The organism is Pseudarthrobacter sp. HLT1-3 (genome assembly GCF_059383535.1).
This window is the reverse complement of the sequence record NZ_JBWZCJ010000007.1, coordinates 43,216-66,718: the sequence shown is the minus strand read 5'-3', so window position 1 is coordinate 66,718 and position 23,503 is coordinate 43,216. Positions and strand designations below refer to the sequence as shown.

Sequence of the window (23,503 nt, the reverse complement as noted above, 5' to 3'; positions counted from 1 at the left end):
CCGCAGGTAGAATTGTCCCGTGCCCGTATACCTTGACCATGCCGCCACCACCACCCTTGCCCCCGAGGCGCTGGCTGCGCTGACCCGCGAGCTGGCCCGCACCGGCAATCCCTCGTCGCTGCACGGATCGGGGCGCAGCGCCCGGCGCGCCGTCGAGGACGGCCGCGAGGCGCTGGCCGCCGCCGCCGGGGCACACCCCTCCGAAGTCATCTTCACCTCGGGCGGGACCGAGGCGGACAACCTCGCGGTCAAGGGCCTGTACTGGGCCCGGCGGGCGGAGAACCCGGCCCGCACGCGCATCCTGTGTTCCGCCGTCGAGCACCACGCCGTGCTGGACACCGTCGAATGGCTGGCGCGGCACGAGGGCGCCGAGGTCAGCTGGCTGCCGGTGGGAGCCGATGGTGTGCTGGACCTGGCGGTGCTGGAGGCGGAGCTCGCCCGGGACCCGGCGTCGATCGCCCTCGTCACGGTGATGTGGGCGAATAACGAAGTCGGCACCATCCAGCCCATTGCGGAGATCGTCGAACTGGCCCACCGGGCGGGCGTTCCCGTCCATTCCGACGCCGTCCAGGCGTTCGGCTCGCTGCCCGTGGATTTCCGCGCCAGCGGGCTCGATGCCATGTCCATCTCCGGGCACAAGATCGGCGGCCCCGTCGGCGTCGGGGCCCTGCTGCTGGGCCGCGCCGTGAAACTGACCCCGGTCCAGCACGGCGGCGGGCAGGAACGGGACGTCCGCTCCGGGACCCTTGACACCGCCTCCATTGCCGCGTTTGCCGCCGCGGCCGAAGCCGTCGCGGCCAAACTTCCGGAGGAGGCAGCGCGGATCACGGCCCTCCGGGACCGGCTGATCGACGGCGTGCTGGCCGCGGTGCCGGACGCCGTGCTGCGCGGGGCTCCCGGCGCCGGCCGGCTGCCGGGCAACGCGCACTTCACCTTCCCTGGCTGCGAAGGAGATTCGCTGCTTTTCCTGCTGGATCTGGCCGGGGTGGAATCCTCCACCGGTTCAGCCTGCACGGCGGGAGTTCCCAGGCCCTCCCATGTGCTGCTGGCGATGGGGCTGGACGAGGACACGGCCCGGGGCGCCCAGCGGTTCAGCCTGGGGCATGCCTCCACCGAAGCGGACGTCGATGCACTCCTGGCTGCCCTGCCCGGCGCGTACAGCCGGGCGCGCCAGGCCGGGATGGCCGGCCACGAGTCCAGCATCCAGACCGCCGGAACTCTCGCCCGCCACTCCGCCGCCGGCACAAGCTAGGCACGGGCCAGGCGGCGGGCGCGTGCCATGCCGCAGGAACGGTCCAGGGCAACAGCTACGCGGCCGGCACGAGCTGATCCAGCGGGATGGCCGGATCGGCGAGCGCCCGAGGATCGACAGCGGATTTCGCTGAAATGAGTTGCTTGATGTTCTTCTGGGGCTTGCCGGCGCGCGGCCAGTTCACGCTCATTCCCGCGACCACCCGCCCATCGCGCTGCCAAAAGGCGAGGAATTCCCTTCCCTCGAGGGAGCCGCGGAGCGTGGGCGGCCCGTCGACGAGCGTCGGGAATCCGGAGTACTCCATGCTGACATCAAACTGGTCGGTGTAGAAGTAGGGAATCGTGTCCAGCGCGGCGTCCAGGCCAAGCATCGCGCGGCCCGCGACCTTGCCGCCGTTGAGGGCGTTGGACCAGTGCTCGCTGCGGTGGTGCTCCCCGGTGAACGGATGGAGCGCATTCGCGACGTCCCCGGCCGCGTAGATTCCGGGCGCGGAGGTCCGCAGCGAGGCGTCGGTGAGGATGCCGTTCCGCAGGGCAAGACCCGCTGCTTCCGCCAGCGACACCTCGGGGACCACACCCACGGCGATGATCACCAGATCCGCGGGAAGAACCTCACCGGAATCCGTTTCCACACCGCTGACCCGGCCCGACTGCCCCAGGATCCCGGCGGCCGAGGCGGGAAGCCGGAACCGGACGCCGTTCGACTCGTGCAGCGAACGGAAGAAGCCGCCCAGTTCGGGCCCGACCGCAGCGGCCAGCGGCACCTTCTCCAGCCCCAGCAGGGTGACGGAGTTCCCATACGCACTCGCCGCCGCGGCCAGTTCCATCCCGATCCAGCCCGAGCCGATCATCACGACGTTCCGGCCGCCCTCGGCCAGGCCAACGCGAAGCCGCCGGCAGTCGTCCACCGTGCGGAAGGTGCCGACGCCTTCCAGGTCGCTTCCCGGCAGCGGAAGGCGCCGAGGACGTGCGCCGGTGGCCAGCAACAGCGAGGCGTACTCCAGCGTCTGGCCGTCCCCGACGGCCACGGTCCGGGCAGCCGGATCAATCCCCGCGACGGAGGTTCCGAGCCGCAGGTCGACGTCGTTCTCCGCGTACCAGTCCGCCGGAGCCACGGGCAGTGCTTCGTCCTCGGCCTTGCCCAGCAGGTATTCCTTGGACAGCGGCGGGCGCAGGTACGGATGGTGCTGCTCCGCTGCCAGCAGGATCACCGGCCCGCCATGCCCCTGCGCACGGACGGACTTTGCGGCGGTCGCGCCGGCGAGCCCGCCGCCCACGATGACAATGTTTCCGGTGGCCATGATGTACTCGATTCCTGCGGCCGCCGGCGCTCCGGTGCCGCATGTCACGGGATGAATCTAAAACCATTGCATTTGACTTTAGAAGCCCGCGGATGGTGCGGTCAAGGTCTTTTGGGGAGGAATCGGCGTGGCGATAGGATGGTGCGGCAGGCATTGCGCTATTACTGCGGCCAGCGGCCGCCAGTGCCGGCACCACCCCCGAACCCCAACGAAAGTCAGTATGCGAGTTCTTGCAGCCATGAGCGGCGGCGTCGATTCCGCCGTTGCCGCAGCCCGCGCCGTCGAGGCGGGGCACGACGTCGTCGGGGTCCACCTCGCGCTGTCCCGGATGCCCGGGACCCTGCGCACCGGCAGTCGCGGCTGCTGCACCATCGAGGACTCCCGAGACGCCTGGCGGGCCTGTGACGTGCTCGGAATTCCGTACTACGTGTGGGACTTCTCGGAGCGCTTCAAGGAGGATGTGGTCCAGGACTTCATCGACGAATACGCCGCGGGACGCACGCCCAACCCCTGCATGCGCTGCAACGAGCGGATCAAGTTCGCCGCGCTGCTGGAAAAGGCGATCGCCCTCGGATTCGACGCAGTCTGCACCGGCCACTACGCCAAGGTGATCAACGACGCCGACGGCAACCCGGAACTGCACCGCGCCGCGGACTGGGCCAAGGACCAGAGCTACGTTCTCGGCGTGCTCACCCACGAACAGCTGAAGCACTCGATGTTCCCGCTCGCCGACACCCCGTCCAAGGCCGAGGTCCGCGCCGAGGCCGAACGCCGCGGGCTCTCCGTTGCCAACAAGCCGGACAGCCATGACATCTGCTTTATCCCGGACGGCGACACGGCCGGCTGGCTGGCCGAGAAGATCGAGATGACCACGGGGGACATCGTCGACGAGTCCGGCTCAAAGGTCGGCGAGCACCCCGGCGCCAATGCGTTCACGGTGGGCCAGCGCCGCGGCCTGAAGCTTGGCACGCCGGCCGCCGACGGCAAGCCGCGCTTTGTGCTGGAGATCCGGCCGAAGGAGAACAAGGTGGTGGTGGGCCCGGAGGAGCTGCTGGCCATCGATGAAATCCGCGGCATCAAGGTGTCCTGGGCCGGTCTGCCGATTGCCGAGGTGCAGACCGGCAAGGAATTCGACTGCTACGCCCAGGTCCGCGCCCACGGCGACCCCGTGCCCGCCACGGCGCGGATGGAGCGCGCCGGCACGGAAGGCCCTGGCGCTGCACACAACAGCGACGGCGGCAGTACTGGCGCCGGCGGGCACGGCAACCTCGTGGTGACCCTGACGGAGCCGCTGCGCGGCGTCGCCCCGGGGCAGACCGTGGTGCTGTACCAGGGCAGCCGGGTGCTGGGCCAGGCCACCATAGACACAGCGCGTTCACTGCAGCGGGCCGCACTCTAGGCGTCCCGATTTCCGGGGCCATTCCGGCCGCCGGGACAAAGCCGCGCACCGCTGGTGCGCGGCTTTTTCGATGCCGCCGGGACAAAGCCGCGGACCGGTGCTGCGGTGGTTTTTTGTGTTGGCGTCGAGGCTCGGGCCACTGACGCTGGCTTCGCTGGCGCCCGGCAGCCTGCCGGATTCCGGCGGGTTGCCTGAAGATAATGATGAGTTCAGGCCGTTCGTGTAAATTTTGTGTCTCATCTCACATGATGTAACGATTCACCTTGGTGGCCGTCTGATTGAATCGAGGCATCAGGACAGCGTGTCGCCCGTCGGGTCACATCAGGAATGACGGGCTGCGCACGGGGACTCATCGAACAGAAAGTTCACAGATGGCAATGAACAAAAAGGCCCTTCAGAGCGCCATCGCGCTCGTCGGGGTATCCGCCTTTGCGCTGACCGCGTGCACCGGCCCGTCCGGTGGCGGTGGCGGGTCAACGGCCGCGGCCACGGGCCCGATCGCTTACGGCACTACGGACAAGGTCACGGCCCTGGATCCCGCGGGCGCGTACGACAACGGTTCCTTCATGGTGATGAACCAGATCTACTCCTTCCTGCTCAACTCGAAGCCGGGCAGCGCCGATCCCGTGCCGGACCTGGCCGAGTCCAGCTCCTTCACGACGCCCACCGAATACACGGTCAAGCTCAAGTCCGGACTTAAGTGGGCCAACGGCCACACCCTGGACTCCAAGGACGTCAAGTTCTCCTTTGACCGGCAGACGAAGATCAACGATCCCGCCGGGCCGGCTAGCCTGCTGGCCAACGTGGACAGCGTCGCCGCCCCGGATGCAAACACGGTCGTGTTCAAGCTGAAGCTGGCCAATGACCAGACCTTCGCCCAGATCCTAAGCAGCCCTGCCGCGCCGATCGTGGACGACGAAGTCTTCCCGGCCGACAAGCTGCTCGACGACGACTCGATCGCCAAGGCGAAGGCCTTCTATGGCCAGTACACGATCGAAACGTACAAGAAGAACGAGCTGATCAGCTTCAAAGCGTGGCCCGACTACAAGGGCGTGCTGGGCAAGCCGGCCAACGATGGTGCCACGATCAAGTACTACGCGGATCCCACCAACATGAAGCTGGATATCCAGCAGGGCAACATTGACGTGGCCAACCGCAGCTTGAGCGCCACCGACATCGATGACCTGAAGAAGGACTCCAAGGTCAAGGTGAACGTCGGCCCGGGCGGCGAAATCCGCTACATCACGTTCAACTTTGACACCATGCCGTTCGGCGCGAAGGCCCCGGACGCGGCTCCGGCCAAGGCTCTGGCAGTCCGCCAGGCCATCGCCAACCTCGTGGACCGCCAGGCGATCGCGGACCAGGTCTACAAGGGCACTTACCTGCCCCTGTACTCCAACGTCCCCAGCGGCTTCCTCGGCGCCAACGAATCGTTCAAGGACGCTTACGGCGACGGCGGCAAGCCCAGCCTGGACAAGGCCAAGAAGGTCATGGCCGATGCCGGCATCACCGCCCCGGTGTCCCTGAACTTGCAGTACAACCCGGACCACTACGGCAAGTCCTCGGGCGACGAATACGCCATGGTCAAGGACCAGCTGGAGAAGTCTGGCCTGTTCAAGGTCAACCTGCAGTCCACGGAATGGGTCACCTACAGCAAGGCAAGCCGTGCCGATGAGTACCCGCTGTTCCAGTTTGGCTGGTTCCCGGACTTCAGCGACGCCGACAACTACCTGACCCCGTTCTTCCCGGACGGCGGCTTCCTGAAGAACCACTACAACAACCCCACGGTCACGGACCTGATCAACAAGCAGCTCACCACCGTGGACAAGAGCGCACGCGAATCCGCGATCAAGGATGCCCAGAATGCCCTGGCCAAGGATATCTCCACGCTTCCGCTGCTCCAGGGCGCACAGGTTGCAATTTCCGGCAGCAGTGTCAAGGGTGTCGACACAACCCTCGATGCTTCCTTTAAGTTCCGTTTGGGAACTGTCTCCAAGTAAGGCTGCATTCCTGCGGTTCTGACCAGCCTGGGAGGCGGGGCGTTCTCATCGCGCCCCGCCTTCCCTGGTCATTTGCAGCACGTAGCAGTTCACGGGGCCGGCCCATGGCCGCGAAAGCAGAATTCTAGGTAGTAATGACAACACTGATAGAGGCGCCGCCAAGCGACGCCGACGGACTCCTTCCGTCCAAGAAAAAATCCTCGGGTGGGGGTTTGGGGACCTACCTCCTGATCCGGTTCTTCCTGATCATTCCGACCGTTATCATTCTCGTGACTATGGTCTTCTTCCTTATGCGGGTCATTGGCGACCCCATCACGGCCGCCCAGGGCGGCCGGCTCCCGCCCGAGGTGCTGGCACAGCGCATCCACGAGGCCGGCTACGACCGGCCGATCCTCGTGCAGTACTTTGAATACGTTGGCCAGTTGGCGACCGGGAACTTCGGCACCACCATCACCGACCGGCGACCCGTCGTCCAAATGGTCATGACCTTTGGTGTGGCAACGCTGGAACTGGCCATCAATGCCCTCATCGTGGCGCTGTTGGTCGGCATCCCGCTCGGGCTCATCTCCGCCTACAAGCGCGACAAGGCACCCGACGCCGTCCTGCGGTTCTTTGCTATTCTCTGCTACGCCACGCCGGTGTTCTTCGCGGGTCTGCTGATGAAGCTGACGTTCTCGGTCTGGCTCGGCTGGCTTCCCGTCGCAGGCCGGGCCTCCACCAGGACCGAACTGGCCATGGGAAGCCTGGCCGCACCGACCGGGATCTACTGGCTCGATGCGCTGCGCAGCGGGAACATGGCAGCATTCAGCGACGTCGTGGCCCATTCGATCCTGCCCGCACTAACCCTGGGGCTGCTGACGGCCGGGGTGTTTCTCCGGCTGGTCCGGACCAACGTCATCGGCACCCTGGGCAAGGACTATGTCGAGGCCGGAAGGTCCCGAGGCGTCAGCAATTTCCGGCTTGTGACCAAGCACGCCTATAAGCCTGCCCTGATTCCGATCATCACCGTCATGGGACTCCAGATTGCCCTCCTACTGGGCGGAGCCGTCCTCACGGAGTCCACGTTTGAGTGGAAGGGCCTCGGCTACCAGTTGGTGCAATACCTGAACGCCCGCGACTTCGTCGCCGTCCAGGGCATTGTTGTGCTGCTGGCGGTCATTGTTGCCGTCACGAACTTCATCGTGGACGTAGCCGCAGCTCTGATCGACCCGCGAGTGAGGTACTAGCCATGAATGCAACCACAGTAAGCGGACGCAAGCAGCCCCTCATCTACCGGCTGCCGGTGATCTCGCATTTCCGGACGAGCGTCGGGCTGCAGCGCGGCATGCTCGTCACCGGCCTCGTGCTGACCGTTATCTTCCTGCTGACGGCAGTGTTGGCGCCGGTGATCGCTCCGTACGGCTTCGCTCAAATCAGCGATGCGTCCGGCACATTCCCGGCCCAAGAGCCCCCCAGCGCAGCCCATATCTGGGGCACCACCGTGAGTGGGTACGACGTCTTTTCCCGCGTGATTTGGGGTGCCCAGGCGGCCGCGTTGGTCATCATCGTCGCCGTGGCCATGTCGATATTCCTCGGTGTAGCCCTGGGTCTCGTCAGTGGCTACTTCGGCGGCTGGCTTGACCGGGTGCTGGTGGTGATCGCCGATGCGATCTACGCTTTCCCGTCGCTTCTCCTGGCCATCGTGGTGTCAATCGTCATCAGCCACGGCCAGTCCAGTTTCTGGGGAGGAATTGTTTCCTGCTCCATCGCCATCTCGGTGGTGTTCGTCCCGCAATACTTCCGGGTGATCCGTGCCGAGACCATCCGGCTGAAGGCCGAGCCCTATGTCGAATCAGCCAAGGTGGTGGGCGCTTCAAGCGTCCGCATCATGGGCCGACACATCTTCAAGAACGCAACCCGCACGCTGCCGCTGATTTTCACGCTGAACGCCTCCGAGGCGATCCTGACCCTGGCGGCCCTGGGGTTCCTGGGGTTCGGCATCGAACCGTCCTCCGCCGCGGAGTGGGGCTTCGACCTCAGCAAGGCCATCAACGACGCATCATCCGGCATCTGGTGGACGGGTATCTTCCCCGGTACGGCCATCGTCCTGACCGTGCTTGGGCTGACCCTCGTTGGTGAGAGCATCAACGACCTCAACGATCCACGGCTCAGGGGCCGCAGGAAGTCCGGCGGCAAGACGCCCGCCGGAGGCCCGGACTCCACCGCCGGCGCGCAGGCCGCCCTTGAAGCAGAATCGAGAGTGCTATGACCACGAACATCGACCGGCCCGGCCCCGTTCTGGACATCGAGAACCTCAAGGTCACGTTCGCGACCGATGCCGGCGATGTCTACGCCGTCAAGGACGTCAGCCTCGAAGTCAATCCCGGCGAGGTTGTCGCCATCGTTGGCGAATCCGGATCCGGCAAGACCGTGACGGCCAAGACCATCCTGGGCCTGCTGCCGGAAACGGCAACCAGCCAGGGCGCGGTCCTGATCAACGGCAACAACGTCATCAGCGTCAGCGCGGCCAAACTGCGGCAGATCCGCGGCCGCGACGTCGCCATGGTCTTCCAGGAACCGTCCACGGCACTCAACCCCGTCTACACCGTCGGCTGGCAGATCGCCGAGGGCATTCGGGCGCATGCGGACACCGGCAGCGGCAAGAAGATCTCGGCCAAGGAAGCCAAGGCGCGGGCCATCGAAGCCCTCCGGAAAGTGGGTATCCCGGACCCGGATACCCGGGTCAACTACTACCCGCACCAGTTCTCGGGCGGCCAGAAACAGCGCGTCGTCATTGCCGCCGCGCTGGCCCTGAACCCGGGTCTGATCGTGGCCGACGAGCCGACCACCGCCCTGGACGTCACTGTCCAGGCGGAAATCCTGGAGCTGCTGCGCGACCTGCGGGACAAATTCGGTACCTCCATCGTGCTGATCACGCACAACATGGGCGTTGTCGCCGACCTCGCCGACCGAGTGGTGGTCATGTACCAGGGCGACGTCGTGGAGGAAGCTCCCGCACGGGTCCTGTTCGCCCAGCCCCGGGAGGAGTACACGAAGAAACTTCTCGCCGCCGTCCCGCACCTGGGCCGCAACTCCGCGTCCGAAGGTATGACGGAGCGCGCCCATCAGGGCGGGAAAGTGCTGGTCGAGGCCAAGAACCTGACCATTGAGTATCCGGGAAGGCTGGGCACTCCGGCCTTCAAGGCGGTCGACGGTGTGAGTTTCACGGTGTCCGAAGGCGAAGTCTTCGGACTCGTGGGGGAGTCTGGTTCCGGCAAGACCACCATCGGCCGGGCCATCGCCGGCCTCAACCGGACCACGGGCGGCAGCCTCAAGGTACTGGGCTACGAAATGCTGAACTTCAAGGAGCGCACCTTCAAGCCGCTCCGCAAGGAGATCGGCTTCGTGTTCCAGGACCCGGCTGCATCCTTCAACCCGCAGCTGACCATCGGCGACTGCGTCGCCGAACCGCTCATCATCCACGGCAACCCGACCCCGGCGGAGGCGCGCAAGCGCGTTGGCGAGCTGCTCGAGTCAGTGCAGCTGCCGGCGTCGTACGCCGACAGGTTCCCGCACGAGCTCTCCGGCGGCCAGCGGCAGCGCGCCTCCCTGGCGCGGGCGCTCATCCTGAACCCGAAGCTGCTCATCGCTGATGAGCCGACGTCGGCGCTGGATGTGTCCGTGCAGGCCGTGGTGCTGGAGCTCTTCAAGGAAATCCAGCGCGAGTTCGGGTTCGCGGCGCTGTTCATCAGCCACGACCTCGCCGTGGTGGACATCCTCTCGCCCTGGGTCGGGGTGCTTTACAAGGGCAAAATGGTCGAACAGGGGCTCGGGAACCAGGTGATGGGCAACCCGCAGCACGCCTACACCAAGAAGCTGATTGCCTCCCTGCCGGTCCCGGATCCGGACGAGCAGGCCCGGCGCCGCGAGGCCTTCCGCGACGTGCTCCACGGCTAGCCTTGTTTGGGCGCACACGTAAGGACATGCCCACCGTTCAGCTGGAACGGTGGGCATGTCCTTTGGCATGCCGGACTGCACCGGGCTACACCGGAGTGGGTCGGTGCGGCGTCCTGCAGGCGGCGCTTAACAGCAGAACTGATTAGGGCGGGTGCCCCTAGACTGGGTCAATGACCGAGCAGAACCATACTCTTCCCGATGCCGATTCCTTTGACCCGGGGGCCAGCTCGCTGGCAGGTCAGGTGGATCCCGCGGTGATGGCGGAGCTGTTGTCGATCCGCTCCAGCATCGACAACATCGATGCCACCCTCGTCTACCTTCTCGCCGAGCGCTTCAAAGCCACCCAGAAGGTCGGATTCCTGAAGGCTACCCACAAGCTTCCCGCCGGGGACCCCGGCCGTGAGACTGCCCAGATCGCAAGACTACGGCGGCTCGCCGCCGAGGCCCACCTGGACCCCGCCTTTGCGGAGAAGTTCCTGAACTTCATCATTGGCGAGGTGATCCGGCACCACGAAGCCATTGCCGAGGACCACGAGGCGGCCCTGGCCGCCGATGTCCAGGCTGTAGATTCCGCCCGCGCCCGGGACGCCGGCCAAGTCCCCGGGGCCGCCGGCCCGGCCGTCTCCGCCACCGCTTAGTCGTGGCCACGCAACAGAGAGCAGAGCCGGACCAGGTCACCGCCACGGCACTGGGCACGTGGCCGGGCGAGGACCCGGTTGAGGCCGCCCGCATCATCCGCGGCGAGCTCGGCAGCCCTCACCTGCCGTTCCTTTCCGAACTGCCGGACCGGGGCGTCGGCTCCGACGCGCTCGGCCGGACGGCGTCCCTGCTGGTTGACTTCTCCGTGGACGTGCAGCCCTACGGCTGGCGGATCGTGGACCGCCCCGGCCAGGACCTGAAGCGGGCGCGTTCGGCCCTGTCCACCGACATCAACATCCTCGCCGACGTGATCGGCGCCGAGGACACTCCGGCGCAGGACATCAAGGTCCAGCTCCGCGGGCCGCTCAGCCTGGCCGCCGGCCTCCACCTGCACAACGGGGAGCGCGCCCTGATCGACTACGGCGCCCGGCGGGACCTCGCGGCCTCCCTGGCGGCCGGAGTCGGCGGCTACCTCAGCCGGGTGGCCGTTGCGGCCCCCGGTGCCCGCATTGTGGTCCAAATCGACGAGCCGGACATCGCCTCGGTGCTCGCCGGGACCATCCCCACCTCAAGCGGATACCGGACCCTGCGCTCGGTGCCGGGCCAGGAGGCAACCGAAGCCTGGCAGCTTGTCATCGAAGCACTGCGGGCGGCGGGCGCCGTCGAGGTCGTCATCGCCGTCCCGGAAGTCGAGGCGCCCTTCGACCGGATCCTGGCCTCCGGGGCGGACGGTATCGCAGTGCCCCTGCGCGCCCTCACGTCCCGCCAATGGGAACAACTGGCCGGGGCGGTGGAGGCTGGCAAACGGTTGTGGGCCGGGGCGCTGGACGTCGCCAACCCCGCAGCAGCGCTGCCCCGCGTAGCCGACGTCGTGGAAACAGTCTGGCGGCCGTGGCGGCAGCTGGGCCTGTCCGCCCCGACCCTCGGCGGGCTGCGGGTCACGCCCTCGGACGGGCTGTCCGGGTATTCGCCGTCGTCCGCGACGGCGGTCCTGACGCGGCTGACCCAAGTGGCGGACGGACTCAACCAGCTCGCGCTCGGCTAGCGCCGCTCCGCGCCACTGTCAGGCGCCGCCGTCAACTGCGGGCTTCCCAACGGTCCGGCCTGGCGCGGTCCGGAAGGTATCCCGGGGCCGCCGCGTCACCGGGGTACGGTTCCAGCCGATAGTCGAAGTACCCGGCATAGACCAGGATCAGGCCGATTTGCGGCTGGATCACCTTGACCTGGATCCGGTGCTTCCCGGCGGCGCCCTCCTCGGGCGCCCACCACTGTTCGGCGTACGCCTTGGCATCGAGGGCGGCCGGCAGGGGGAGCCGCAGCGGTCCGAGGAAAAGCCTCGACGCCTCCGAGACCCCGCGCAGCCGGCCGTTCGCGGTGACGCTGAGCTTGAGGTCCGTGACGAGCCGGCGGTACCGCCCGACATAGTCCAGCAGGCCGTCCCCGCTGCCGGAATCATCGAAGCTTGTGGTGTCGTGGAACAACCGGGTGGTGCCCGGGAAGAAGATCTCGCGCCGGGCGGTAAGGCTGGAACGGCCGAACGGGTCGAGATGGGCGTGGTTCTCGATCCGGAACCGGATGCCCTCGCCGTATTCCGGGAAGAAGGCCTGCTCGCCCGTTGCGAGACGCAGCAGGGGGCGGAGCCAGCTCTGCCGGCAGCCGACCACCTCGAAGACGCCTTCCCCGACGCCGTAATGGCCGGAGCCGGGAGCCAGGGAGAAGTACTCCTGCAGCTCCGGCTGCAGCCGGGCAAAGTCAGAGCCGAGGGCAAGCTGGTAGATCGGGGTGCGCACAGAATCCTCCTGGGTTCCTGGAGTGATGACGGGTTCCTGTCCACAGCATGCGGGACGGAGGCCGCTTTGTCACAGTGGACGGCCGTCCGCGGCCCGCCCGCAGGCTGCGTTTTCGGGTGGCCCAGGGTGCCGCCGCGCCATGCCGGGGCACCGCAGAAAACGACAAAGCCATTGCAATAAGGGAATATATACATATGAAGGCACGGATTCTGGTAGTGGACGATGACGAGGCGCTGGCCGAGATGATCGGTATTGTGTTGCGCAATGACGGGTTTGAACCCGTTTTCTGCGCTGACGGCGGACAGGCGCTGGACATCTTCCGCTCCGCCAAGCCGGACCTCGTGCTGCTGGACCTCATGCTTCCGGGCATCGACGGCATTGAAGTCTGCCGCCAGATCCGCGCCGAGTCCGATGTCCCGATCGTGATGCTCACCGCCAAGGCAGACACCTCGGACGTAGTCCGCGGCCTTGAGTCCGGAGCCGATGACTATGTTCCGAAGCCCTTCAAACCCGCCGAACTCGTCGCCCGCGTCCGCGCCCGGCTTCGGCCCGGCGACCAGAAGGCCCCGGAAACGCTGCGCATTGCCGACGTCACGATTGACGTTGCAGGCCACCTCGTCAGCCGGGGCACCGAGCGTATCTCGCTGACGCCGCTCGAATTTGATCTGCTGGTCGCCCTGGCGCGCAAACCATGGCAGGTCTTTACCCGGGAACTCCTGCTGGAGCAGGTCTGGGGCTACCGTCACGCCGCAGATACGCGGCTGGTCAACGTCCACGTCCAGCGGCTGAGGTCAAAGATTGAACGTGATCCGGAGGCTCCCGAAGTCGTATTGACGGTCCGTGGTGTCGGCTATAAAGCAGGTTCCTGAGCCGTCGGACGGCCGCCCCGGAGCCGGTCCGGTGAGCGCCCCACTGGACCGGGGCGCCACGGAGAATGCCGCCCGAACCTCCATTGACCTTAACCCGCCGGGGATGATGGCGCCCAAAACCGGCACGGCTGGACCCGGCACCGTCGAACCCGGCGCTGCCCCGCCCGCCACCGTCGAACCCGGCGCTGCCCCGCCCGCCACCGCCCCGCCCGCCGCCGCCGCCGCCGTCGAACCCGCCGCCGTCGAACCCGGCACCGTCGAACCCGGCGCCGCCGAACCCGGCGCTGCCCCGCCCGCCCGGCACCCGGACGGTCCCGCCGCCGCCTGGCGGGCCATGCTTTTCCGCAGCAGGATCTGGGTCAAACGCGCCCGGATCGTGGGGGTGCGGGTGGCAACGCTGGTTGCCGTCGGCGCTTCCCGTCTGCTCCCGGGCATCCGTTACCTGCTCCGGTCACTGCACCGGAAATGGCGGCGGTCGCTGCAGTTCCGGACTGTGCTGACCACCCTGATGCTCGCCATCACGTCCTTCGCTGTCGTCGGCGCTTACCTGTCGAACCAGATCGCGAACAACCTCTTTCAGGAACGGCTCGTCCAGGCCGAGTCGGAGACGCGCTATAACGTCAAACAGGTCCAGGACACGTTCGACGGCGCGCAGGTCACCGACCAGTCCAGCGTCATCACGCTTGTCTACGACACGCTGAACGCCGTCGAGGGCCGCGGCGATGTGATCCAGCGCCGCTACGTCTTCGAAGCGATGCCGGAACAGACCAAACCCCGCAACCGCTGGGTCGAATCGCGGGCGTCGGACCAGCTCACCATCAGCGTGATCCCGACCGAACTGCGCACAGCAGTGCAGAACTCCGGCAAGGAGCAGTTCTGGGCCTCCACGGAGTTCCCGGTGGGCACCGAAGACCGGCCCGGGATTGCCGTTGGCAACAAGGTGACCTTTAACGGCACGGTCTACGAGCTGTACCTGATCTATGACCTCAATACGGCGCAAAAAACCCTCGACGAAATACAGAACGTGCTGCTGGCCGGTGGCGCGGTGCTGGCGCTGCTGATTGGTGCCGTGGCCTGGTACGTCACCCGGAATGTTGTCAGCCCGGTCAGCCACGCCGCGCTCGTTTCCGAGAAACTAGCGGCCGGACAACTGCAGGAACGCATGGTGGTCAAAGGCGAGGACGAGGTGGCCCGGCTCGGCGCTTCCTTCAACCACATGGCGGCCAGCCTCCAGGAGCAGATCACCCAGCTCGCCACGCTGTCCCAGATGCAGCAACGGTTCGTCTCCGACGTCTCCCACGAATTGCGCACCCCGCTCACCACCGTGCGGATGGCCGCGGAAGTGCTCTACGACGCACGCCATGACTTCGACCCCATCAACAAGCGCTCCGCGGAGCTGCTCTACAACCAGGTGGAGCGCTTCCAGTCATTGCTGGCCGACCTGCTGGAGATCTCCCGCTTCGACGCCGGCGTGGCAACGCTCGACGCCGAACCGGGCGACATTGCGCAGCTCGTGTCGCACGTGATGGAAGGCGTGGCCCCGGTCGCCGCGGAGTACGGCTCCCAGGTCACCCTCAACGCGCCCGCCGAAAGCGTCATCGTGGACATGGACGACCGCCGGATCGACCGGATCCTGCGCAACCTCGTCCTGAACGCCCTCGAACACAGCGAGGGCCGCCCGGTGAACATCTCCGTGGCCGCCAACGACACTGCCGTGGCCGTCGCGGTACGGGACCACGGCATCGGCATGACTCCCGGTGAAGCGGCACGCGTGTTCGACCGGTTCTGGCGCGCCGATCCGGCCCGGGCGCGGACGACCGGCGGCAGCGGTCTTGGACTGTCCATCGCCGCCGAGGACACGAAACTCCATAACGGCTGGCTCCAGGCGTGGGGACGGAAAGGCGGCGGCGCCAACTTCCGCCTCACCCTTCCGCTGCGCCAGGGCGAGACCATCACGAAGTCCCCGCTCCAGCTGGAGCCGGTCGACGTCGGCCTTCAGGGTTCGGTTGGCCAGCGGACCATGCTGCTGGTGGACCCCTCCCCGCCAGCCCGCGCCGACAATGGGAACCAGGCACCCGGAAGCGGACCCGGCCGGGGGCCGGAGGGTGCCGGCACGGCCGAAAAGGGCACCACAAACCCAGGCTCAACGGCACCCGGAACGAAGGAGGGGGCATGAGCGGAGCCTCGCGGAAGGCCGGCGGCGCGGTGGCCGCGCTGCTGGCAGTACTACTGATCCTGCTGACGTCGTGCGCCCAGATCCCACGCTCGGGCCCGGTCGGAAAAAGCACCGATGAGAGCGCCGGGAACCCCAAGAATGCGCCCGTGTTCTTCCCGTCCGCGCCGCGCGAGGGAGCCGGTCCGGACGCCGTGATCGAGGACTTCTATCTAGCGGGCAGCGGCTACGAGGACGACTACGCGGTGGCACGCCAATATCTGACCCAGGCATCGTCCGTAACCTGGAAGCCTGACCAGCGCGTGCTCGTCTTCCGGTCCGCCCGTGTCGTGCCGACCGGCGTCGAAAACGTCTTCAATTACGAACTGGACGTGGCCTACACCGTCGATGCGGATGGGGTGGCGACCCGGCTGCCGGAGGGCACCAAGGAGAACATTCCCGCCACCCTGACCCAGGTGGACGGGCAATGGCGGATTGCGGAGCTTCCGGACGGCACGGCGATCCCGGAAGAGACATTCAAGGTCATCTACGGCGCCTTCCCAATCTATTTCTATGACCCGACCTTCACCTACGCGGTGCCCGATGTCCGGTGGTTCATCAAGAAGAAGACCGTCAAGGCCATGACCAGCGCCCTCCTCGGCGGACCGGCTCCGTATCTCAAGGGTGCCGTCGTCAGCGCCTTCCCCTCCGGCATCAAACTGGCCCGGGAGTCGGTGCCGGTCGTCTCCGGCGCCGCCCAGGTGGACCTCACGGCCAAGGACCTCGTGGAGGCCTCAAATGAGGACCGGCTGCGGATGCAGACCCAGCTTGCCCTCACCTTCCGCAGCCAGCCCGGCGTCGTCAACGTCGAGCTGCGCGCCAACCAGGATCTTGTGCGAGTGGAGGACAACGGGTCAGTCCTTCCGCCGATCCGCGACCTGAATGTGCCTGGCCACCAGATCGCCGTGAGCGACAACGATCTGGTCCGGTATGAGAACAACCGGATCTCGCCGCTTCCCGACATCCAGCCGGTCGCAGCCCTGGCGCCACGGGCCCCGGCGGAGTCGCCCGTCTCGCCGGCCGCGGCCTTCCTCAACGCAGACCGCGGAACGTTGTACACGATCGTGCCCGGCCAGCCCGCGAGGGCGCTGACCACGCGGGCCACCCTTACCCGACCTTCCTTCGACCGCTACGACTGGGTCTGGACGGCGGGGCCAGGTGCCAACGGTGGCACGGAAATGATCGCCCACCGGCCTGCCGGCGTCGCGGAAGGTGCCACCATCCCCGCGGTGACAATGGCGCCGGCGTGGCTCGCCGGAAGTTCCGTGCGGGAGTTCCGGGTCTCACGCGAGGGTACCCGCGCCCTCGTTCTCTCGGAGCAGAACGGCAAGACCAAAGTCCAGGTGGCGGGTATTGTCCGGGGAGCGGACGGAACGCCCAAGGACCTCACCGTGCCGATTACTCTGCTGGCGTCGAACGATCCGGATCACGGCGTCTGGGTGGACGACAGCACTGTCGCGGTGATGCAGGGCTCCCCGAGCGGAGCCGTCACTCCCGAGTTGCTGTCCCTCACCTCGTCCGAGCCGCAGCAGTTGGCGCCGTGGCCGGGGCTGACTGCGCTCAGTGCTGGAAACGGCGGCGAGGAAATTTACGCCCAGTCTGCGGAAGGGATCTTCCTGCGGATCGGCAACGGCTGGTCCCCGCAGCTCAAAGGACCGGTCGATCCGTCCTATCCCGGCTAGGGACCGGTCGATTCGTCCTGTCCGGGCTTGCAGCCTCCGAGGCCGGTCCGGCACGGTCCTGTGACCAGCATCGGACAGGCTCCTGAGCTGAGCCGCGCAATTATTTTCCACATAACCCCCCAGTGCCGTGGTGCCGGGTGCGGCGCAGCCGGATCGTTGGGTTGTGGGAACACGCAGGGAACTCCGCGACCAGGACCGTAATGCCAGTGCCAGTGCCAGTGCCAGTGCCAGTGCGAGTGCGAGTGCCAGTGCCAGCGCCGGGACCAGTGCCAGCGCCGGTGCGGGGACCGGTGCCCGGGCCGGCCCCGGCACCGGCGCGGGCCGAATCCGGCGGGCGGGGCGGCGAAGCCGGCGGACAGCTGACCCTGACCTGGCTCCGGCTGCCGCGGATGCGGTGCGGCACCGCGGTGACTACTGCCAGCCGTTGGCGCGGCTGGCGGACCAGGCCGCGGCCGCCGCGGCCGAAGTGGTGGCACTCGCCGCGCCGGTGGACTGCGTCTGTTGCGGGGCGGAAGACCGGGCGCTCTGCAGCGGCTGCGAGCGGCAGGTCCGGAAGCTGATGAACAAGCCGTTCAGGGCGGAGACACGGGCGCCGGCACTCATGGACGTGAACGGCGCCGTTCTCCTTCCGGTCGTGGCGGCCGGCGCTTACCGTGCGGAGTTGGCGCAGGCGGTGTTGTCCTTCAAGAAGCACGGCCAAAATCAGCTCGCGGAGGTGTTGTCCAAGGGCCTTGCCGGTGCCATCCGGGCCGCGGCAGGGGAAGCCCCGGGGCTGCTGCTCGTGCCGGTGCCGACCAGCAACGGTGCCTACCGGAAGCGGGGCTTCAGCCCGGTCCACGTGCTGCTCGGCAGGCTCGACCGCCCCCGGGCGTCGGGGGCCGGCCCGCGCTCAGGCTTCGCCACCGTCCATGCCCTCCGGAAAAAAGGGCTGCGGGGCGGCGCCGGGCGGTCCGGCCAGACCGCCGTTGGCTTCGCCGGGCTGCAGGGAGGAGCCGGTGGACAAAAGGGGCTCAGGCGCGGAGACCGCGCGCAGCGCGTCCGGGGATCCATGCACGTCCGCCGAGGGTTGTTTGCCCCCGCGGTGAACGGCCGGTACTGCCTCATCATTGATGACGTGCTGACCACAGGTGCGACGTTGGCCGAGGCTTCCCGCGCGTTGGGTGCGGCGGGTGCACTGGTGAGGGGCGCCGTCGTCCTCGCCGCGACACGCCCGCCGGCGGCTTTCGGCTACGGGGAATCGGACCGCGCATTCGCGGGGCGGGGGCCCGTGAACGAAAAAAATAAACCGAGAAAGGATGAATAAGGGGTGGCTATGAACTAACGTCGGAGATGGGTACCAAGAATAGATGTACCTGTCGATAGCGGCTCGGAAAGGGGCTCGACTGTCAGTCAGATCAGCCCCAGGAAGTGCCGCCGTCGTGTCACCGAAGTCATTTGGAGGGCACCATGGAGTTCATGATCAGCGGACGCAATTTGACGGTTTCCGACCGGTTCCGCGAGTACGCCGACGAGAAGATCTCGAAGATCGCGTCGCTGGGGGACAAGGTCCAGAGGGTGGACGCGAAGGTTTCCAAGGAGACCAAGGCCCGGCAGACCGACGAGATGCTCACGGTTGAGCTGACCGTCCTGGGAAGGGGCCCCGTAATTCGGGCCGAGGCCAGCGCCGCAGACAAGTTCGCCGCGTTTGATCTCGCCTACAACAAGCTTCTTGAGCGACTGCGCCGGGCGAAGGACCGCAAGAAGGTCCACCACGGCAGGCACACCCCCAAGTCCGTCACCGAGGCGACGGCAACCCTTGAGCCCGCCAGCACCAGCGAGCCGATTTACGAAGAAGCGAACCACTGGCTCGAGCCCAAGGAAGCTCCCGCCGAGAAATCGCCGTATGAGGTCGAAAACGACATTCCGGCCGGAGACTCGCCCGTGCTCATCCGCCGGAAGGTCTTTCCCGCCGCGTCCCTCACACTCGACGACGCCGTCGACAACATGGAGCTCGTGGGTCACGACTTCTACCTCTTTGTGGACAAGGAGACCAAGGCGCCCTCTGTCGTGTACCGCCGCGAAGGATGGACCTACGGCGTCATCTCCCTCGACCAGACCTGCGAACCGGGCCAGGCCCCGCTCGAAGAGAAAATCCTCGCCTACCGCTCCGAGGATGAGCCGGCCAGCGCCTAAGCTGGTGCTGACCATCCACCGAAGGGACTGATGTGCACGATGTGCTGAGCCTTAAGCAGGCCCGGCGGATCGCACTGGCAGCCCAGGGATTGGACAAGGTACGGCCCGCCGGACCCGTGAGCGCACGGACGGTGGGCCGTACCTTTGCCCGCCTGCAGCTGGTCCAGATCGACTCCGTCAATGTTTTGACCCGGAGCCACTACCTGCCCTTCTTTTCCCGTCTGGGGAACTACGACCGCGCCATCCTGCAGCGGATGGCGAACAGCCACCCCCGCCGGATGATGGAGTACTGGGCCCACGAGGCCAGCTTCATCCGTCCAGAGCATTTCCAGGACCTCGTCCCCTGGCAGAGCAGGAAATGGGTCGGGGCGCATGCCATGGACGCCGAGCTGAGGAGCGACGTCGCCTCCCGGGTGCTTGAGGCGCTCGCGGCCGGCCGCCCGATGACCGCCGCCGAACTCACCGCACGCCTGGGGCACATCGAGGACCGGCAGCAGGACAACTGGGGCTGGAACTGGAACGCTGTGAAGCGGGTCCTGGAACACCTCTTCGAAGCAGGCCTCATTTCGGCCGCGTCCCGGACCGATTCCTTTGAGCGGCGCTACACCCTCACCGCAAAGGTGCTGCCACTAAGGCCGCCGGCCGATCATGGCGCCGGGGACGCCGGCCCTGACCCGGCCGCTGCGCTGGTGCGGCTGATCGATGCCGCCGCCCGGGCCCACGGGATCGGCACGGTGCGGTGCTTTGCTGATTACTTCCGGACGCCCCTGCCGGCGTCCGCCATCGCCGTAGACCAGCTCGTCGAAACAGGCAGGCTTCAGCCCGTCACAGTGGCCGGCTGGAGCAAGCCCGTCTACCGGCACACCGAGGCACGACTCCCGCGCACCGCCACCGGCCGCGCCCTGCTGAGCCCCTTTGACTCACTGGTCTTTGAGCGCCGGCGCCTCGAATCCCTGTTCGGTTTCCACTACCGCCTCGAGATCTACACACCCGAGCCGAAGCGCCGTTTCGGCTACTACGTGCTGCCGTTCCTGCTGCGCGACGGCATCGTGGCCCGGGTCGACCTCAAAGCCGACCGCGCCAACGGCCTGCTGCTGGCCAGGGCTGCCCACGCTGAACCCGGCGCTCCCGCCGACACCGCCGTCGAACTCGCCGCGGAACTGCAGCTCATGGCAGAGTGGTTGGGGCTGGCCCGGGTTATCGTCTCCCCGAAGGGGGACCTGGCGCCGGCCCTCGCGGACGCCGTGTCCGGGGCGGGAAATGGTGTATCCGCTCAGAGGGAACAGGCGTAACCGGCCCTGCGTCTCTCCCGTAGACTGAACACGCCAGAATTCGGCAGCTTGAGACTGGGAGCAACTTCACGTGGCATCACTTATCGAAAAACTACTCCGTACGGGTGACAAAAAAACCCTGAGGCAACTGCGGAACTATGCCGATTCCATTAATGCCCTTGAAAGCTCCTTCCAGACCTTCACCGACGCCGAACTGCGCGAAGAGACCGACCGGCTCCGCGCACGCCACCTTGACGGGGAGAAGCTCGACGACCTCCTCCCGGAGGCCTTCGCCGCCGTCCGCGAAGCGTCCTCCCGCACGCTTGGCATGCGCCACTTCGACGTCCAGCTGATGGGCGGCGCCGCCCTGCACATGGGCAACATCGCCGAAATGAAGACCGGTGAGGGCAAGACCCTCGTTGCCACCGCACCGGCCTACCTCAACGCCCTCGCCGGCAACGGTGTGCACGTCATTACCGTGAACGACTACCTGGCCGAATACCAGTCGGACCTCATGGGCCGTGTGTACCGGTTCCTTGGCCTGAGCAGCGGCTGCATCCTGTCCAACCAGGACCCCGCGCTGCGACGCGAGCAGTACGCCGCGGACATCACCTACGGCACCAACAACGAATTTGGCTTCGACTACCTGCGCGACAACATGGCGTGGGACAAATCCGAACTGGTCCAGCGCGGCCACCATTTCGCCATCGTCGATGAAGTGGACTCCATTCTCATCGATGAGGCGCGTACGCCGCTGATCATCTCCGGCCCCGCGCAGGGCGACACCAACCGCTGGTACAGCGAGTTCGCCAAGGTCGTCACCCGGCTGAAGCCGGAGGAGGACTACGAGGTCGACGAAAAGAAGCGAACCGTGGGCGTGCTGGAGACCGGCATCGAAAAGGTCGAGGACTACCTCGGCATCCACAATCTCTACGAGTCCGCCAACACGCCGCTGATCGGCTTCCTCAACAACGCCATCAAGGCCAAGGAACTCTTCAAGCGGGACAAGGACTACGTCATCCTCAACGGCGAGGTCCTGATCGTCGACGAGCACACCGGCCGCATTCTCGCGGGCCGGCGCTACAACGAAGGCATGCACCAGGCGATCGAGGCCAAGGAAGGCGTCGAGATCAAGGCCGAGAACCAGACACTCGCCACGGTCACGCTGCAGAACTACTTCCGCATGTACGACAAGCTTGCGGGCATGACCGGTACCGCCGAGACCGAAGCCGCCGAGTTCATGAGCACGTACAAGCTCGGCGTTGTTGCCATCCCCACCAACCGGGACATGACCAGGATGGACCAGGCGGACCTCGTGTACAAGAACGAGGCCGTCAAGTTCGACGCCGTCGTCCAGGACATTGCCGAACGGCACGCCAAGGGCCAGCCCGTGCTGGTCGGCACCACCAGCGTCGAGAAGAGCGAATACCTCTCGGGGCTGCTGGCCAAGGAAGGCGTCCGGCACGAGGTCCTCAATGCCAAGAACCACGCCCGTGAAGCTGCGATTGTCGCCCAGGCCGGGCGCAAGGGCGCCGTGACCGTGGCGACCAACATGGCAGGCCGCGGTACCGACATCATGCTGGGCGGCAACGCCGAGTTCACCGCCGTCGCCGAACTCGCCAAGCGCGGGCTGGATCCGGAAGAAAACTCCGAAGAGTACGAAGCGGCCTGGCCCGAAGCTTTCGAGGCAGCCAAGCAGTCCGTTAAGGACGAGCACGAGGAAGTCCTCAAGCTGGGCGGCCTGTACGTTCTGGGTACCGAACGGCACGAGTCCCGCCGGATCGACAACCAGCTGCGCGGCCGCTCGGGCCGCCAGGGCGACCCGGGCGAGTCCCGGTTCTACCTCTCGCTCACCGACGACCTGATGCGCCTGTTCAACTCGGGCGCTGCTGAACGGCTGATGAACAGCTCGGTGCCGGACGATGTTGCCCTCGAATCCAAGCTCGTCTCACGCGCCATCGCCTCGGCGCAGGGCCAGGTGGAGGGCCGTAACGCCGAGCAGCGCAAGAACGTCCTCAAGTACGACGACGTCCTGAACCGCCAGCGCGAAGCGATCTACGGAGACCGCCGCCGCATTCTCGAAGGCGACGACCTCCATGAGAAGGTCCAGTATTTCCTCGAAGACACGATCAATGCCTTCATCGACGAAGCCACCGCCGAGGGCACCGGCGACGACTGGGACTTTAATCTCCTGTGGTCAAACCTCAAGACTCTCTACCCGGTGAGCGTCACCCCGCGCGACCTCATCGACGAGGCCGGCGGAAAGTCCCGGATTACCGTGGACTTCCTCAGGGAAGAGGTCCTCTCCGACGCACGCCTGGTCTACCAGGCCCGCGAAGAGACCATCGGCCATGAAAGCATGCGGGAACTTGAGCGCCGGGTTGTCCTGTCGGTGATCGGCCGTAAATGGCAGGAACACCTCTATGAGATGGACTACCTGAAGGAAGGCATCGGCCTGCGCGCGATGGCCCAGCGCGATCCCCTGGTGGAGTACCAGCGGGAAGGGTTCATTATGTTCCAGGCCATGATGGAGGCCATCCGGGAGGAAAGCGTCGGCTTCCTGTTCAACCTTGACGTCGAGGTGACCCCCGCCGAGGACGTGGTCGTCGCGGACGCCGCCGGCCAGCACACCGAACATCACGAGCCGCAGATCCGGGCCGCCGGCCTGGAGGCGCCCGAAAAGCCGGCCCAGCTGCAGTACACGGCCCCCGGTGAAGACGGTTCCGCCCAGACCCGAGTTGAAGCCAAAGCCGCCGGCCGCTCCGGCAACCCGGCCAAGGCCGCGGCGCAGGACAGCACGCGCCGGGCGAACAAGAAGAAACGCCGCTAGCGGATCGGCCGCTGATGACAGCGCTGCCACCTGGCGTCATCGGGCAGTGACGAAACCTGGCCTTATTGGCAGTGACGAAAGAGGACCGGAACATGTTCCGGTCCTCTTTCCATGCTGCCGACTCCTCCTTCCCTCGTTCCCGTCAATGGTC

17 protein-coding genes are annotated in these 23,503 nt (G+C 66.6%); 15 read left to right on the top strand and 2 right to left on the bottom strand.

What is annotated here, in order from left to right; all coding sequences use genetic code 11:
• The first annotated feature begins 19 nt into the window (after positions 1–19).
• Positions 20–1,252, top strand: coding sequence for a cysteine desulfurase family protein (locus AC50X9_RS08140; protein ID WP_494892238.1), 1,233 nt, complete (start codon positions 20–22; stop codon positions 1,250–1,252).
• Between the two features lie 55 nt (positions 1,253–1,307).
• Here the strand turns inward: AC50X9_RS08140 and AC50X9_RS08135 are convergent, their stop codons facing one another.
• On the bottom strand, positions 1,308–2,552 hold the full coding sequence (locus AC50X9_RS08135; RefSeq protein ID WP_494892482.1) for an NAD(P)/FAD-dependent oxidoreductase: 1,245 nt from the start codon (positions 2,550–2,552) through the stop codon (positions 1,308–1,310).
• A gap of 220 nt (positions 2,553–2,772) precedes the next feature.
• Between AC50X9_RS08135 and mnmA the strand changes: the two genes are divergently transcribed.
• The 7 genes from mnmA (at position 2,773) to AC50X9_RS08100 (ending at position 11,571) form a co-directional block, all read left to right on the top strand.
• Positions 2,773–3,951 (top strand): tRNA 2-thiouridine(34) synthase MnmA, encoded by a 1,179-nt coding sequence (gene mnmA / locus AC50X9_RS08130; RefSeq protein WP_494892236.1) that lies wholly within the window; start codon positions 2,773–2,775, stop codon positions 3,949–3,951.
• Positions 3,952–4,322: 371 nt separating this feature from the next.
• Positions 4,323–5,951: an ABC transporter substrate-binding protein gene (locus tag AC50X9_RS08125; RefSeq protein WP_494892234.1), complete on the top strand. Its 1,629-nt coding sequence runs from the start codon at positions 4,323–4,325 to the stop codon at positions 5,949–5,951.
• Between the two features lie 134 nt (positions 5,952–6,085).
• Complete coding sequence (locus tag AC50X9_RS08120; RefSeq protein ID WP_494892232.1) at positions 6,086–7,177, top strand: ABC transporter permease; 1,092 nt, start codon at positions 6,086–6,088, stop codon at positions 7,175–7,177.
• Between the two features lie 2 nt (positions 7,178–7,179).
• Entirely contained in the window at positions 7,180–8,199 is a 1,020-nt protein-coding gene (locus AC50X9_RS08115; RefSeq protein ID WP_494892230.1) for an ABC transporter permease, read from the top strand.
• On the top strand, positions 8,196–9,887 hold the full coding sequence (locus tag AC50X9_RS08110) for an ABC transporter ATP-binding protein (RefSeq protein WP_494892228.1): 1,692 nt from the start codon (positions 8,196–8,198) through the stop codon (positions 9,885–9,887). The genes AC50X9_RS08115 and AC50X9_RS08110 overlap by 4 nt, the downstream gene beginning before the upstream one ends.
• A gap of 170 nt (positions 9,888–10,057) precedes the next feature.
• A complete protein-coding gene (locus AC50X9_RS08105; protein ID WP_494892226.1) occupies positions 10,058–10,525 on the top strand; it encodes a chorismate mutase in 468 nt (155 codons plus the stop codon).
• Between the two features lie 2 nt (positions 10,526–10,527).
• The gene (locus tag AC50X9_RS08100) at positions 10,528–11,571 is read left to right on the top strand and encodes a uroporphyrinogen decarboxylase/cobalamine-independent methonine synthase family protein (RefSeq protein ID WP_494892224.1); all 1,044 of its coding nucleotides are present in this window, start codon (positions 10,528–10,530) and stop codon (positions 11,569–11,571) included.
• 31 nt (positions 11,572–11,602) lie between these two features.
• Here AC50X9_RS08100 and AC50X9_RS08095 read toward each other — a convergent pair whose 3' ends face one another.
• Positions 11,603–12,316 carry a DUF4166 domain-containing protein gene (locus tag AC50X9_RS08095; RefSeq protein ID WP_494892222.1) on the bottom strand — a complete coding sequence of 238 codons (714 nt, stop codon included), beginning with the start codon at positions 12,314–12,316 and terminating at the stop codon, positions 11,603–11,605.
• Positions 12,317–12,510: 194 nt separating this feature from the next.
• Between AC50X9_RS08095 and mtrA the strand changes: the two genes are divergently transcribed.
• The 7 genes from mtrA to secA all read left to right on the top strand — a co-directional run bounded on the left by mtrA (position 12,511) and on the right by secA (position 23,352).
• Positions 12,511–13,185 (top strand): MtrAB system response regulator MtrA, encoded by a 675-nt coding sequence (gene mtrA / locus AC50X9_RS08090; RefSeq protein WP_494892220.1) that lies wholly within the window; start codon positions 12,511–12,513, stop codon positions 13,183–13,185.
• A gap of 334 nt (positions 13,186–13,519) precedes the next feature.
• On the top strand, positions 13,520–15,361 hold the full coding sequence (mtrB, locus tag AC50X9_RS08085) for an MtrAB system histidine kinase MtrB (protein WP_494892480.1): 1,842 nt from the start codon (positions 13,520–13,522) through the stop codon (positions 15,359–15,361).
• Entirely contained in the window at positions 15,358–17,079 is a 1,722-nt protein-coding gene (locus AC50X9_RS08080; RefSeq protein WP_494892218.1) for an LpqB family beta-propeller domain-containing protein, read from the top strand. Before mtrB ends, AC50X9_RS08080 begins: the two co-directional genes overlap by 4 nt.
• 163 nt (positions 17,080–17,242) lie before the next feature.
• Positions 17,243–18,382, top strand: coding sequence for a ComF family protein (locus tag AC50X9_RS08075; RefSeq protein WP_494892216.1), 1,140 nt, complete (start codon positions 17,243–17,245; stop codon positions 18,380–18,382).
• A gap of 143 nt (positions 18,383–18,525) precedes the next feature.
• Complete coding sequence (gene hpf, locus AC50X9_RS08070) at positions 18,526–19,251, top strand: ribosome hibernation-promoting factor, HPF/YfiA family (protein ID WP_494892214.1); 726 nt, start codon at positions 18,526–18,528, stop codon at positions 19,249–19,251.
• A 32-nt stretch (positions 19,252–19,283) separates the two neighbouring features.
• On the top strand, positions 19,284–20,543 hold the full coding sequence (locus AC50X9_RS08065) for a winged helix-turn-helix domain-containing protein (RefSeq protein WP_494892212.1): 1,260 nt from the start codon (positions 19,284–19,286) through the stop codon (positions 20,541–20,543).
• Between the two features lie 70 nt (positions 20,544–20,613).
• Positions 20,614–23,352, top strand: coding sequence for a preprotein translocase subunit SecA (gene secA / locus AC50X9_RS08060; RefSeq protein ID WP_494892210.1), 2,739 nt, complete (start codon positions 20,614–20,616; stop codon positions 23,350–23,352).
• The last annotated feature ends 151 nt before the right edge of the window (positions 23,353–23,503 follow it).